General features: G+C 53.7%; 12 protein-coding genes and 1 tRNA gene. 8 read left to right on the top strand and 5 right to left on the bottom strand.

Going from position 1 to position 13,867, the window contains the following annotated elements:
- Window positions 1-57 precede the first annotated feature (57 nt).
- From ACOQPU_RS03285 to ACOQPU_RS03255, 7 genes are all read left to right on the top strand, one after another.
- Entirely contained in the window at window positions 58-900 is an 843-nt protein-coding gene (locus tag ACOQPU_RS03285; RefSeq protein ID WP_420643702.1) for an Npun_R2479 family HD domain-containing metalloprotein, read from the top strand.
- A gap of 141 nt (window positions 901-1,041) precedes the next feature.
- Window positions 1,042-1,902: a hypothetical protein gene (locus tag ACOQPU_RS03280; RefSeq protein ID WP_420643701.1), complete on the top strand. Its 861-nt coding sequence runs from the start codon at window positions 1,042-1,044 to the stop codon at window positions 1,900-1,902.
- 98 nt (window positions 1,903-2,000) lie between these two features.
- Complete coding sequence (locus tag ACOQPU_RS03275; RefSeq protein ID WP_420643700.1) at window positions 2,001-3,893, top strand: ABC-F family ATP-binding cassette domain-containing protein; 1,893 nt, start codon at window positions 2,001-2,003, stop codon at window positions 3,891-3,893.
- A 221-nt stretch (window positions 3,894-4,114) separates the two neighbouring features.
- The gene (locus ACOQPU_RS03270; RefSeq protein WP_420643699.1) at window positions 4,115-5,917 is read left to right on the top strand and encodes an FAD-binding protein; all 1,803 of its coding nucleotides are present in this window, start codon (window positions 4,115-4,117) and stop codon (window positions 5,915-5,917) included.
- Between the two features lie 9 nt (window positions 5,918-5,926).
- Window positions 5,927-6,751 carry a succinate dehydrogenase/fumarate reductase iron-sulfur subunit gene (locus ACOQPU_RS03265; RefSeq protein ID WP_420643698.1) on the top strand — a complete coding sequence of 275 codons (825 nt, stop codon included), beginning with the start codon at window positions 5,927-5,929 and terminating at the stop codon, window positions 6,749-6,751.
- A 56-nt stretch (window positions 6,752-6,807) separates the two neighbouring features.
- Window positions 6,808-7,155, top strand: coding sequence for a succinate dehydrogenase, cytochrome b556 subunit (gene sdhC / locus ACOQPU_RS03260; RefSeq protein WP_420643697.1), 348 nt, complete (start codon window positions 6,808-6,810; stop codon window positions 7,153-7,155).
- Between the two features lie 143 nt (window positions 7,156-7,298).
- Window positions 7,299-7,640, top strand: coding sequence for a hypothetical protein (locus ACOQPU_RS03255; protein ID WP_420643696.1), 342 nt, complete (start codon window positions 7,299-7,301; stop codon window positions 7,638-7,640).
- A 12-nt stretch (window positions 7,641-7,652) separates the two neighbouring features.
- Here ACOQPU_RS03255 and ACOQPU_RS03250 read toward each other — a convergent pair whose 3' ends face one another.
- The 3 genes from ACOQPU_RS03250 to ACOQPU_RS03240 form a co-directional block, all read right to left on the bottom strand.
- Window positions 7,653-9,218, bottom strand: a complete 1,566-nt coding sequence (locus ACOQPU_RS03250) for an acyl-CoA synthetase (protein WP_420643695.1) — start codon at window positions 9,216-9,218, stop codon at window positions 7,653-7,655.
- 84 nt (window positions 9,219-9,302) lie between these two features.
- Entirely contained in the window at window positions 9,303-10,301 is a 999-nt protein-coding gene (locus tag ACOQPU_RS03245) for a 3-oxoacyl-ACP synthase III family protein (protein WP_420643694.1), read from the bottom strand.
- 66 nt (window positions 10,302-10,367) lie between these two features.
- Window positions 10,368-11,132 carry a beta-ketoacyl-ACP reductase gene (locus ACOQPU_RS03240; protein ID WP_420643693.1) on the bottom strand — a complete coding sequence of 255 codons (765 nt, stop codon included), beginning with the start codon at window positions 11,130-11,132 and terminating at the stop codon, window positions 10,368-10,370.
- A gap of 288 nt (window positions 11,133-11,420) precedes the next feature.
- Between ACOQPU_RS03240 and ACOQPU_RS03235 the strand changes: the two genes are divergently transcribed.
- Window positions 11,421-11,494, top strand: a tRNA-Pro gene (locus tag ACOQPU_RS03235).
- Window positions 11,495-11,574: 80 nt separating this feature from the next.
- On the opposite strand, the gene ACOQPU_RS03230 is transcribed toward ACOQPU_RS03235, so the two are convergent.
- The gene (locus ACOQPU_RS03230; protein WP_420643692.1) at window positions 11,575-12,255 is read right to left on the bottom strand and encodes a response regulator transcription factor; all 681 of its coding nucleotides are present in this window, start codon (window positions 12,253-12,255) and stop codon (window positions 11,575-11,577) included.
- Window positions 12,252-13,766 (bottom strand): ATP-binding protein, encoded by a 1,515-nt coding sequence (locus ACOQPU_RS03225; protein ID WP_420643691.1) that lies wholly within the window; start codon window positions 13,764-13,766, stop codon window positions 12,252-12,254. Before ACOQPU_RS03225 ends, ACOQPU_RS03230 begins: the two co-directional genes overlap by 4 nt.
- Between the last annotated feature and the right edge of the window lie 101 nt (window positions 13,767-13,867).

Genomic DNA, 13,867 nt, shown 5'->3' with positions numbered 1-13,867 from the left:
CTGTTGGGTTGTATCTTAATAAAACCTTGCGACCCAAATTCAACATATGGAATTGTCATGATACTTAATTTGCAGAGCCTAATGATCGAACATTTTGTGAAGGCCCTGAAGGATGCCTACCAGCAAACCTACAGCCTGATGGAACCTCAAAATGCCAACATTCTGGAATGGACAGGGCGGCTAGCACTGGAAAACATCGCCAATTCAGACGCGCTTTACCACAATGTTGATCACACCATCATGGTGACGCTCGTTGGGCAATCCATCCTTAAAGGCAAGCATTTGTGCGAAGGCGGCATCACCCCCAGCGACTGGCTGCACTTTATGATGGCTCTCCTCTGCCACGACATTGGCTATGTCAAAGGCGTTTGTCTATTAGATGAAAACGGCCGTTACGCCACCGGCATCAACGGCGAAACTGTAGAACTTCCCTTCGGCGGCACGGACGCCGCCCTCACGCCTTACCACGTTAACCGCAGTAAACTGTTTGTCATGGAGCGATTTGGTAACGCGCTCGTCAGCCAGGTAGACGCCAAAACCATTGCCAGCTACATCGAAATGACCCGCTTCCCCGTCCCCAGCGACGATCCATTTTATAAAGAAACCAAAACCTTCGCCGCGCTGGTCCGCGCGGCAGATTTTATTGGCCAGCTAGGCGATCCGGATTATTTGCGCAAAATTCCGGCACTCTTCTACGAATTTGAAGAAACGGGCGAAAATGTACGCATCGGCTACACTAGCCCCGGCCACATGCGCCAAAACTTCACCAAATTTTATTGGAATGTGGTACGGCCGCATATCCAAGACGCCCTCCACTACCTCCGCAAAACGCAGGAGGGCAAACAATGGATCGCCAACCTGCATTCCCACGTCTTCGATGTGGAGCACAGCGAAATTTAAGCAAGAGAGAAATTCACTTAATTTTTCTGAGCAAATCACGAATGACACAAATAAACAAATAACATGAATATCTCAAAAAATAATTCGTCATATTCGTTGATTCGTGGGATTCGTGATAAGAATTTTTCGGAGCCATAAACAATGGACATTACATTAGCAGACGAACGTGCTTTTTTACTCAAAGAGCAGCTAAGTTTAGAACAAGCAGAAGGCCGCGCCTGGGAAAAGAAGGTGGAGGCATTTGGACGGTTAGATAGAGTTGCCAGCTTTTTGCAGCGTCCCAAAGATAGCGATTTTGAACTCATCTACAAAGAACACCGCTACGAACCGTTTTGGCATGTTGTTTGTCGGGCACGCTACGTGTACGAGCGACGGCGCGATTATCCCATCACCCTTTCTGGCGATGAAGTCCATTCGGTGACGCTGGATGGGCAGGAATATGGGGTGCAGAACGGCCGTATCCACCTTACCTTTACCGAACATTGCCGTGAAGAGCCAGAACGCATCCGCTACATCAACGGCTACACTAACCAGCCAGATGACACCCTCAGCCAATACCTCAACCACCCCGCCAACGAAGTGCCACCCGAACATTTAGAAGAGCTAGGCAAAAAAGGCGTCATTGTTGTGCCTGCCCAAGCACGCGCCTCCGCCATCGTCCGCGACGTGCTGCTAGAGGTGCTAAAAAGCATCCAGGCAGACACCATCCTGGAAGATGCCGTAGAAATTGCCAACGTGGATTTGTACTACCATCCTGTTTACGCCTTCCAATACCGCTGGCACAGTAAGCAAAAAGAAGCCATCGTCGAGTACGATGCCGTCACCAGCGAGCTGCGCACCGACGGCAAAACGTTCCAGCAATATATGGGCAAGCTGCTCGATCCTGAATTTTTGTTCGACGTGGGCGCCGACACCATTGATTTGCTCGTGCCCGGCGGCGGACTTGCTGTTAAACTCGCCCGCAAAGGGCTAGATGTCGCCCGCAACCGTAGCAACGCCTAACTTGATAAAACAATCCGCAGATTTCGCCGATTAACGCAGATTTTTGCTTCTAATCTGCGTTAATCTGTGGATAAATCCTTACAAATTTGTAGTAACCCATGAACCTCGTTCGCCTCGATAACGTAACCCACCATTACAGTGACCGCATTCTGTTCGATTCCGTGAACCTGCTCATCAACGCAGGCGACCGCATTGGCCTGATTGGGCGCAACGGTTCGGGTAAAACGACCCTGCTGCGGCTCATTGCTGGCCTGGAAAACCCAGCGGAAGGGCAAACCACGGTGTGGGGCGGCGTGCGCATTCAATATTTGCCACAGGAGCCAGCTTTGCCGTTGGAAACGGCCGTTCTCGACTACATCTTCCAAGGCGACGCCCCCCAACTGCGGCTGCTGCGCCAATATGAATTTGTCAGCGAATTGCTGCAAAACGACCCAACCAACGCAGATTTGCAAACCCAATTTGCCCAAATTACTCAGGAAATGGACAGAACCCAAAGCTGGCAGGCCGAAGCAGAAGCGAAGGCAATTTTAACGCGGCTGGGGATTACCCGCTTCCAGGCCAAAATTGGCACTCTCAGCGGCGGGCAGCAAAAGCGGGTGGCACTGGCGCGTGGCCTCATCGCCCCCGGCGACTTGCTCATCCTGGACGAGCCAACCAACCACATTGACGCCGAAACGATTAGCTGGCTGGAGCAATTTCTGCTCAACATGCCCGCTGCCTTGCTCATGGTGACGCATGACCGCTACTTTTTAGACCGCATCGTCAACAAAATTGTGGAGCTGGATCGGCGGGAACTGGTGAGCTATTCGGGGAATTACGGCCGTTATCTGCAACAACGCGCCACCCGTGAAGAACAGCTAAAAACGGCCGAAAGCAAACGCCAGGCCCTGCTACGGCAGGAGCTGGCTTGGCTGCAACGGGGCGCACAATCCCGCACCACCAAGCAAAAAGCCCGCAAGCAGCGCATTGCCGAGCTACAAACCATCAAATATGACAAAGGCGACCAGCGGGTGGCCTTGGCGTTGGCCAGTCGACGGTTGGGCAAGCGGGTGCTGGAAGCAAGTAATCTGAGTAAGCGTTACGGCCGTCTCACCCTGTTCCAGAATCTGAATTTGCAGCTAGACCCTGGCGACCGGATCGGCATCATCGGGCCAAATGGCACAGGCAAAAGCACCCTGCTAGACATTTTGGCGGGCAAAACAGCCTCAGACAGCGGGGAGGTGCGCTGGGGCGAAACGGTCGAGCTGGGCTACTACGACCAGCAAAGTGAAGATTTGCAGGACGATAAAACCCTGCTCGATTTCATCAGCGACCTCGCACCGCTCATCAAAACAAAAGATGGAGAGCGGATTGAAGCAGCCCAAATGCTGGAATGGTTCCTGTTCACCCGGCCAGAGCAGCGAGCCAAAATTGGCAGCCTCAGCGGCGGCGAACGGCGGCGGCTCTACCTGCTGCGAACGCTGGTGCGCCAGCCCAACGTCCTCTTTTTAGACGAACCCACCAACGATTTGGACGTGCAAACGCTCACCGTCCTGGAGCAATTTCTAGACCAATTTGCCGGTACGCTGGTGGTCGTCAGCCACGACCGCTACTTTTTAGATCGCAACGTAGACTTTTTGATGAGCTTTGAGGACGGTATTTTAGGCACGCGCTACCCCGCCCCCTACGAAACCTACCAGCACCTACGCGAAGCAGAAACTACCCCCGCCCCCAAACCAACCAACAAACCAGCCACTAACAAACCAGCGACTTCTCCCCGCCCCCGCAAGCTCACCTGGAAAGAACAGCGCGAACTGGAAACGGCCGAAGCCATCATCGAAACCCTCACCGAAAAGATCGCCGCTCTCTCCGCCCAAATCAACGACATCGGTTCCGATTATGAACGACTGCAAACTTTGGTGGACGAACTGGAGCAAGCCAAAGCGGATTTAGAAACAGCCGAATTCCGCTGGCTAGAACTGACCGAAATTGCCGAAAACAACCCATCATAACCCGCATATCGTTGCAACTGCATACAGTTTCCCCATAGGCCGCAGATCGTCAGTGCCAATACGTGACCTCTGACACTGTTCGATCTTCCCCTAAAAGCTGAACATAGGGACTGAATTTATAGTTAGCTGTCCCTTAGCGCACAACAAAACCCTCCCTTTTATCCAGCTAAGGCAGCAAACCATCACTGTTTTTCTAAAAAGTTTAAGAGGATAGAAATCGCATGGCAGAAGCAATTACCCATGATGTGATTATTGTCGGTGCTGGGTTGGCAGGCACCTGGGCCGCCATGACGGCGGGCAAAATGGGCGTCAAAGATATTGGCGTTTTGTCCAAAATCCACCCGCTGCGATCACACAGCGGCGCGGCGCAAGGTGGCATTGCCGCCGCCTTAAGCAACGTGCGCCCAGTGGCCGACACGGGGCCGCGCGGCCCGCTGGAGCCAGTTCCCACCGGAGCAGAAGCACCGGACAGTTGGGAACTGCATATGTTCGACACGGTGAAAGGGTCAGATTGGCTGGGCGACCAGGACGCCATTGAAATTATGGTGAAAGAAGCACCGGAGATCATTTACGAATATGAGCATATGGGCTGCGTCTTTAGCCGGTTGAAAGACGGCCGTATCGCCCAACGACGGTTCGGCGGCCATAGTTCTCCCCGCGCCAACTACTCAGCCGACTACACCGGCCATGTCCTGCTGCACACCATTCATGAACAAGCGTTGCGCCACGGCGTCCAATTTTATCCCGAATGGTACTGCCTCGACCTGATCATTGAAGACAACGTTTGCCGAGGCGTAGTGGCCCTGGACATCATCAAAGGGGAAGTTCATGTGATGCGCGCCAAAGCGGTGATGTTTGGTACGGGTGGCTACGGCCGTGCCTGGAAAATCACCTCCAACGCCACTGCCAACACCGGCGACGGCGTGGCTATTGCCTACAACGCAGGCGTGCCGCTGATGGACATGGAATTTGTCCAGTTCCATCCCACCGGACTGTACGGCAAAGGCATCCTCATGAGCGAAGCGTGCCGAGGTGAAGGCGGCTACTTACGCAACCGAGAAGGCGACCGCTTCATGGAAAATTACGCCCCCGGCCAGATGGAGCTGGCGCCGCGCGACCTAGTGAGCCGCTCTGAGCAAACCGAAATTGAGGCCGGACGCGGCGTGGGTGCCGATGGGCAAGGCATTCATCTGGATATGACCCATCTTGGTGCCGAGAAGATCATGTCCCGCCTGCCGCAGGTGCGCGAACTGGCCCTGAACTTTGCCGGCGTAGACATCATCGAAGGGCCAGCACCCATCCAGCCCACCGCTCATTACAGTATGGGCGGCATCCCCACCAACGCCGCTGGCCAGGTCATTGCCGATGCAGACGGCACGCCGCTGGTTGGCTTTTTTGCCGCCGGGGAATGTGCTTGCGTCAGCGTTCACGGGGCTAATCGGTTAGGCACGAACAGTCTGCTAGAAGCATCCCTCTTTGGCCGCCGCACTGGGCAGACCATTGCCGATTTCGTGCTGGGTGGCGCAAAACTGCACGACGTTTCCAACAATCCCATCGCCAGCAACCAGACGCGCTTGTCCCATTACCTGGATGACAGTTCGGTGAACGGCAATCGGGAATCGGTAGCACTGATTGCCAACGAACTAAAAGAGACGATGACCAAAGATATGGGTGTTTTCCGCAGTGAGGAGCGGATGGAACGCGCTGCGGCAAAGGTTAGCGAACTGCAAAAACGGTTCCGCAACGCGCGGGTGATGGACAAGAGCAAGCGGTTTAACAATGATTTGCTGGCGGCAATTGAAACGGAACATCTGCTGACCTTCAGCGAGGTGATCATCAAAGGTGGCTTGGAACGGACAGAAAGCCGGGGCGCACACAGCCGCACCGACTTCCCCAAGCGAAACGACGATGATTGGCTGAAGCACACCCTGGCCCACAAAGATGAAAACGGCCGTCCCGCCCTCAGCTACAAACCAGTAACCATTTTCTGGGATCGCTTCCCACCACAGGAACGGAAGTATTAGGAAAGAAAGATGACAACAGCTAACGGAACCTCAAAAACAGTCACCGTCCGCGTGCAGCGGTTTAACCCAGACGTGGACAAGAAGCCTTATCTGGCCGATTTCCCGGTCCAGATGACGCCAGATACCACAATTTTGGATGCGCTGGAAAGTATCAAGGCAGAGCAAGATGGTAGCGTCACCTACCGGCGTTCCTGCCGCCACGCCATTTGTGGTAGCTGCGCCATGAACATCAACGGCCACAACGTGCTGGTCTGCCACGAACCGCTGCGTAATCATTTAGATCGCAAGGGTCAGGTGACGATACGGCCGTTGCCCTACCTACCCATCATCAAAGATTTGGTCGTAGACCGCACCTCCTTCTGGCAGCAATATTTACGCGTCAAGCCGTGGCTCATTCCGCCGTCCGATTCCTCTGGCAACGTACCCGAAACAGAGTTTCGCGTCTCGCCAGAGGAAGTGGCCGCCCTTAACGATGCCGAAAAATGTATCATGTGCGGTGCCTGCTACTCAGCCTGCACCGTCGTCGCCTTCAACAAAAAATATATTGGTCCACACGCCTTACTCAAATCGTTTTTGCGCGTGATGGACCCCCGCGACAGCACTCCGGCCGAACGGCTGGCCGATCTGGACCAGGGAGATGGCGTATTCCGCTGCCACACCATCTTCAACTGCATAGACGCCTGCCCCAAAGGATTAGACCCCACCAAGGCCATCGAAACGCTGCGGGGTCTGGTGCAAAAGCGAGCCAAATTTGAAGAAACACGGCAGCAGAGGCAGCAAAAATTGGCGCAACCGATTTTGAACGATCCTCCGGGAGGTTTCGCTAATTTGTAAGGCCGTAAACCAAACCTCCCGGAGGTTGATGTTAGTAAGTTTTTGGGAGTAAAAGCATGTACAAAACCACCGGATTCATCAGCTTTTTGTTCCGCCGCATCTCTGGCGTGGCACTAGTGATTTACCTATTTCTACACATGTGGGTCATTGGCTCCATCAACCAGGGGCCAGAGGTGTTTGATGCCCGATTGGCAACCGTGCAAACACCGTTTTTCAAGCTGATGGAAGTGCTGCTGTTAGCGGCCGTTGTCTATCACGGCTTCGACGGCATTCGCATCCTCATTGTGGACTATTTTCACATCACCGAGTACCGTAAAAGCATGTTCTATGCCATGTTCGTGACCTTCGTGATTGTGACTATCGCCGGCGCAGTGTCGCTGATTATTTTTATGTTTGAAGGATAGGGACGATAGGATAGTAATTAGTGGGAAGACTACAAAAGTCTTGGCTGCAAATGAGACGCTCCCTGGAGAAAATAAGACTTTTGTAGTCTTGGACCGCGTAACATGATTTACCAATAACCAACTTACTGAGAATGGAGTAAGAAATGCGCGTTTATTTGATGCAGCGAATTAGTGCGGTGGCCCTCATCGTCTTTTTAACAATTCACATGATTGTGGTGCATTATCCACCGTTTCATATTGACTTTAGCCGGATTATTGACCGGATGGCGCAGCCACTGTGGAAGGGCATTGATATTGCTTTTTTGTTTTTTGTCCTGATGCACGCCCTGGCGGGGGCGTATGTGGTGCTGACCGACGTTGAGCAAGTCGCTAAGTACAAGCGCGTCCTGGCTGGCTTTGCGATTGTTTTGGGCATCGCGGCCTTTATCTACGGCACCATGACCGTTTTGGCATTTCAACCGGAAACGGCCGTTGCCACCCCATAGCCAACTTTGCAATCAATCATGCTGTGAGAACCGCGCTTGTAGCTCTCGCTTGAGGATTTTCCCCGCCCCGGAGATGGGCAACTCTGACAAAACCTCGATGCGCTTCGGCACTTTATAAGGCGCTAAATTGTCCCGCATCTGCCGCATTAGCTCATCAGCAGCAGTGGTTGATTTCGGCTTGAGTACGACGCAAGCCAGACCCACCTCCCCCCACTTCGGGTCTGGCAAGCCCACCACGGCACACAGCTGCACATCGGGGTGGGCGTACAGCACTTTCTCAATCTCCGCCGGATAGGCGTTTTCCCCGCCAGAGATGTACATATCCTTTTTGCGATCTTTGATGGTGAAATACCACTCCTCATCGTAAATGGCTAGATCGCCTGTGTGGAACCAGCCCTCGTCGTCAATTGCCTCAGCGGTGGCTTCTGGATTGTTGAAGTAGCCAGAAGAGGCACTGGGGCCTTTGAGCACCAGCTCACCAATCTGGTTGGGGCCGAGCGGCTGGTTGTTGTCGTCCACAATGCGGGCATCCACGTAAAAGTTGGGGCGGCCAATGCTGCCCGCTTTGCGAATGGCATCTTCGGCGGCCAGGGCGAAAATGCCGGGACCAAATTCGGTCATGCCAAAACCTTGCTTGAAGTTGATTTGCTTTTCGCGGGTGTATTTTTCTACCAGCGGTACGGGCAGCGGTGCGCCGCCGCTGGTGCAAAAACGGAGGGAGGTGAGAACGGCCGTTTCCCAATTCGTCGCCTGGGTAAGTAACTGATACATCGTCGGCACGCCTGCAAAAACCGTCACCTGCTCACGGGCAATCAAATCCAGCACCTGCGCCGGATCAAACTGGCGCACCAGAATAACAGTGCCGCCCAAAATAATCTGCGGCAGCGTGTACACAAACAGTCCGCCCGTGTGAAACAGCGGGAAAACGTTCAGGTACACATCGTCGTGGTGCAAATCGTGGATGACGGTGTTGAGCGTGTTCCAGGCAATCATGCGGTGCGAAACCTGTGCCGCTTTGGGCAGCCCCGTCGTGCCGCCCGTGAAGATGAGAGCGGCAATGTCTTCTTCCGTGAGGGTTGGAGTCGTGACGCTTGTTTCTGCTCCAGACACCATCGCCTCGGCAAACAAAACGCTGCCGGACACACCCTCGCCTTCCACATGCACAAAATGGGTCAGCGAGGCTGCCTGGGCATCGTTTTGTAAATTCTTAACTACTTCGCTGAATTCATCTGAGTAAATGAGCAGCTTGGGCGTGGTATTGGCCATAATTTCGGCCAGCTCGCGCCAATGCAGCCGCCAGTTCAGCGCGGTGTGGATAGCCCCCAGCTTGCCGCAGGCAAAAAAAGTGTCCAGATGCGCCACGCCATCCCGCGCCAAAATTGCCACGCGGTCGCCCTGGCCAATCCCTGCCTCAGATTGCAGCCAGTTTGCCAGCCGATTGGCCCGCGCATTCATTTGGGCATACGTCAGGCGCAGCTCCGGCTGCTTGCCCGCATATTCCTCCGCACCCGCGTCCACCACCGCCAGTTTATCTGGCGAATAAATCGCCCGTCGTCCCAGGTAATCGCCGATGTACATAGCTCCTCGCTCAGTGGTCAGTATTCAGTAATCAGTTGAAAATGTTTGAAAACTGATTACTAGCTTACCGAATACTGATTACCGTTAAACAGTCCATTCCCACACATTACAGGCCATCGAAATGCCGCCACCACTGGCGATGAACAGCACCTTGTCGCCCGGTTTCGGGCCGCGTCCCTGCTCAATAGCATCATCTAACGCCATCGGGATGCAGGCGGAGCCCGTGTAGCCCCACTTGTCCATAATCCAGTGCGTTTTTTCCAGCGGCTGCTCCAGGATTTCCATGATTTGCTTGATGGTGTTCAGGTTGAGCTGAGTAAAGTAGTAATGGTCAATCTCGTCCAGCGTCAGCCCCGCTTTTTCCACCGTGCCTTTGATGAGCGGCGGCCAGTTGTCCGAGTTGAAGGTGGCGGGGAAGCGCTTGACAAACTGCACACGCGGGATGCCGCCGTTTTCGTCGGCAGGGGTCACAGGGCAGGCCACGCCGCCCGTGTAGATGCCCAGCGCGTCGTAGAAGCTGCCACGCGCCAGCCGCTTGCCTGCCAAAAAGCCGGGTTTATCGCTTACGCCAACCAGCACGGCCCCTGCGCCATCAGCAAAGAGGGTGCAGGTTTTGTGGTCGGTGTAATCCACGAAGCGGCTCATGCCGTAGGCGCCAACGACCAGCACGTTGTTGGTCTCGTCGTCGGTGGTGACGAAGCGAACGGCCGTTTCCAAAGCCGTCACCCAGCCCGCACAGGCGCAATTTACATCAAAGGTGCCCGCGTTCACTGCCCCAATTTTGTGCTGCAAAACGGTGGCCGTGGCTGGGCTAAAATAGTCGGGGGTATCCGTGGCCACAATGATGAGATCAACATCCTCAGGAGCCAGATTGGCACGTTCTAACGCTTCGCGGCTGGCGTGTAGGCACAAATCGCTGGTGGTTTCATCCTCAGCCATGATGTGCCGCTCTTTGATGCCCACGTTTTTTACTAGCCAGGCATCAATGTCCCGTTCAGGGAAAAGTTCATCAAAATAGGCGTTGGTCAACACTTTCTCCGGCACGTAGCGGCCGGTGGATAGAATTTGAGCGTATCTTTTCATAATTTTTTGGGAGATTGGAAACTGAAAATTGGAGATTAATCTCCAGTCTCCAATCTCTAATCTCCATTATGTTCCAATCACAATCCCGCCATCTACGCGCAGGACAGTGCCGGAGATAAAGCTGGCTTCGTCGGAGGCGAGGAAGGCGTAGGCGTTGGCGATGTCTTCTGGCTGGCCAAGACGGCCGACTGGCGTGTGGCTGCGCATCCCTGCCAACACTTTTTCTGGCATTTTGGCGACCATTTCGGTAGCAATAAAGCCGGGGGCGATGGCGTTGACGCGAATGCCGTACCGGCCCAGTTCCCGCGCCCACGTTTTGGTCATGCCCACAACGGCCGCTTTCGTAGCCACATAGTTCGTCTGCCCAAAATTGCCATCCAAGCCCACCACGGAGGAGGCGTTGAGAATCACCCCGCCGCCCTGCTTAATCATAAACGGCGCAGCGGCCTGGGTGCAGTTGAACACGCCCTTGAGGTTGACGTTGATGACCAGATCAAAGGCATCCTCGCCCATCTGCTTTACCAGTTCGCCATCTTTTACCTTCACTAACTGGGCGTCGCGGGTGATGCCTGCGTTGTTGATGAGAATGTCGATACGGCCGTCCCTTGCCACCACCTCTTCCAACCAGCTTTGCACCGCCTGCCGATCGGCGACGTTGACGGCCGTAAAGTGCACTTTCTCACCCAATTCAGCGGCCAACGCTTGCCCCTCTGCTTCGTTAAGATCGCAAAAGGCGACGGTGGCTCCCTCGGCGGCAAATTTTACGGCCGTTGCCCGACCAATCCCCGCTGCGCCACCCGTCACGACACAAACCTTATCTTGAAATCGCATAAACTGTTCAGCTCCTGTTTGTAAAAATTATTGGAATGAGAGTGTAGCACAGGGGAGTTGCAAAAGGGGAACAGGGAAAAGTGTGCAAGTCGTTTGCCTGCAAAGATAACTTGCACACTTGCCACTGGGTCTACGAACGAGTCGTCATTATATTTCACGCGAAGACGCTAAGTTTTATCCTTAGCGTCTTTGCGTGAGTTAATCAATTTGCCTGACAAGTTGTTCTTGCGTCCCTTGCCACTTGCATACTTGCAAACTGCTGCGCTTACTCTATAATTCGCAACTGTTCGGGGCATGGCGCAGCTTGGTAGCGCGCTTCGTTCGGGTCGAAGAGGTCGTGGGTTCAAATCCCGCTGCCCCGACAGATAGGCAAAACGGCCGTTTCCGGTGTGGAAACGGCCGTTTTTTTATTCCACTTTCGCCATTTAGCGTTGAAGACAAACTACAACCATCCCTTTTTCGCAGCGATAGCAATGGCGGCTGCCCGCGAATCCACGCCGAGTTTGTTGTAAACACTCGTCAAATGCGCCTTCACCGTTCGCGCAGAAATGTTCAGCTGTTGGGCAATTTCTTTGTTGCGTTCCCCGGTAGCGGCGGCTTGCAGCACCTCTAATTCCCGTGGCGTCAGTTGAACAGAGTCTGAGGTTGGTACTGTTTTCTTGATCGACGATGATGCTGCCTGTATTGAAAATGCACGCTGTAAGATTTCAGGTTTGAAGAGAGATTCGCCCCGTGCTGCCGCCCGAATGGTGTTCAGCAAGGTCTCTCGATCCGTATCTTTGAGCAGATAACCACGCGCGCCCAACTGCAACCCGCGCAGCATCATGTCATCTTCGTTGTAAGTAGTGAGAATGATGACTGCCACTTGTGGATGCAGTTGGCCTAACTGTTCGATAGCCGTTAACCCATCCATCACCGGCATGCGTAAATCCATAAGAATGACATCAGGCTGCTGTTCGGCCGTTAATTGCAACGCTTCTTCGCCATTCTCGGCTTCGCCCACCAGTTCGATGTCAACGGCCGTTTTCAAGATAAGTCGCAATCCCTGACGGACAACAAAATGATCGTCGGTAATTAAAACGCGAATAGGCTTGTCCTGAGCTTGTCGAATGGAATCGCTCATCCTGTTTCCTCCAATGGCAATCGTAGTAGGGCAGTTGTGCCCTTCCCTTCTGAACTCTTGATGGAAAAGTTGCCACCAGTAAGCCGCGCCCGTTCTTTTAAACCTATAAGGCCGTAATGTCCAGGGCGAACGGCCGTTTCCGGATCAAACCCAACCCCATCATCCGTTACCTCAATCAACAAACTGTCAGCATCCAATCGTAATTTTACCCACGCTGACGCAGCCTCCGCATGTCGGGCCACGTTGGCGAGCATCTCGGATAATGCGCGCCGTGCATGGAAGGATGTCGTCGGTGACAACAGCAGCGAATCTGGCAGCTGTGCATCCAGTTCAGCCATAAGATTGTTGGTTAAGCCAAACTTTTGGACTCGTTGAGAAACGGCCGTAATAAAATCAGGCGCAAGCATTGCCGCGTTGCGCAAATCATCAATCGCCCCTCGGGCACTGCGCAACGCATTCCGCGCCTGCGTGGTCGCCTCCGTTACAATCAGCTGCGATTCAGCAACTTCGCCTTCGTTCAGATGATGTTTGACGGCTTCTAGCTGCAACACCAATCCAGCCACGCCCTGCGCCAACGTATCATGCAGTTCACGCGCCATACGATCCCTTTCTCCCAAAACGGCGATTTGCTCTTTTTCAGATAGGAGCGTTTGCAAATCAGCGGCCACGCGATTGAGGTTTTCTCCCAGTTCCCCAATTTCATCTGCTTCATCGTCTTGAATTTGCTGTTCAAAATTGCCCTGACCCCAAGCGGCCGAAACTTGTGACAAATGTGCCAGTCGTCCGCTAAGCGTCCGTGCTGTGCGCCAGCCAAACAATGTCCCCATTAATGCCGCTGCCAGAGAAAAAATGGTCAGGCCACCGCCAATGACGCCAATTGCCAGTAGTAATATGGTTGCCGGCGTCGGCGTGCGCATGATAGCAATCTCCACGCCTAGTAAACGTCCATCCGCTTCCAGCAGTGGTTCGGCAAAAACAAGATAGAGGGCTTCCGATGTCTCCTGTGTGTAGGGTTGTTCAAAGCTGTTGTTGCCAGCAAAAGCGGCAGCGAGCAGCGGGACGAGGCTGTCGTCTCCGGTAAGTAATGTGGGGTCAAAGATACGGCCGTCTGGCGGTACGGCCGTAAATTGAGGTGTTGATGCCAATAGATGCTGTTGCGCATCAAGTATAAAAACAGTGGCAAACTGCTCAATTTCAAATAGTGATTGGGAAGTGGTTAGAGGCTCATTGCCCAAAACCTGCTCTAAATCAGCTTGCAGCGCGGCCTTATCCACTGGATTGTTGCGTAGATGAGCCATGGTTAACGGCCGTATGTCGTCCGTGAGTACCGGAGCAAAAATGTCACTTAACACCTGAACGTTCGGTCGCAATGGATTAAACCCTAGCACAACCATGAGCAATACCAGCAAGGCCGTTTCAATAATTAAAAACGACAATGCCGCCACCCACGTGTAACTCCAGGTGAGCTTCCAGTGCAAACGACGCCACCGAGCGCGTAGTTGAGTCATCATGGCACCATTGTAACCTTTTCCTTTGCGGTAACCATTGTCCGAGGGGGCAATGCCCGAAAGGGCAAGTGGGACAATGGGCAAAGAGTCGATGTGGTGGATGC

Source organism: Candidatus Leptofilum sp., from assembly GCF_965223285.1.
GTDB lineage: Bacteria > Chloroflexota > Anaerolineae > Promineifilales > Promineifilaceae > Leptofilum.
Note: the sequence above shows the minus strand (reverse complement) of the source record. Positions and strands in the feature narration are given on the sequence as shown.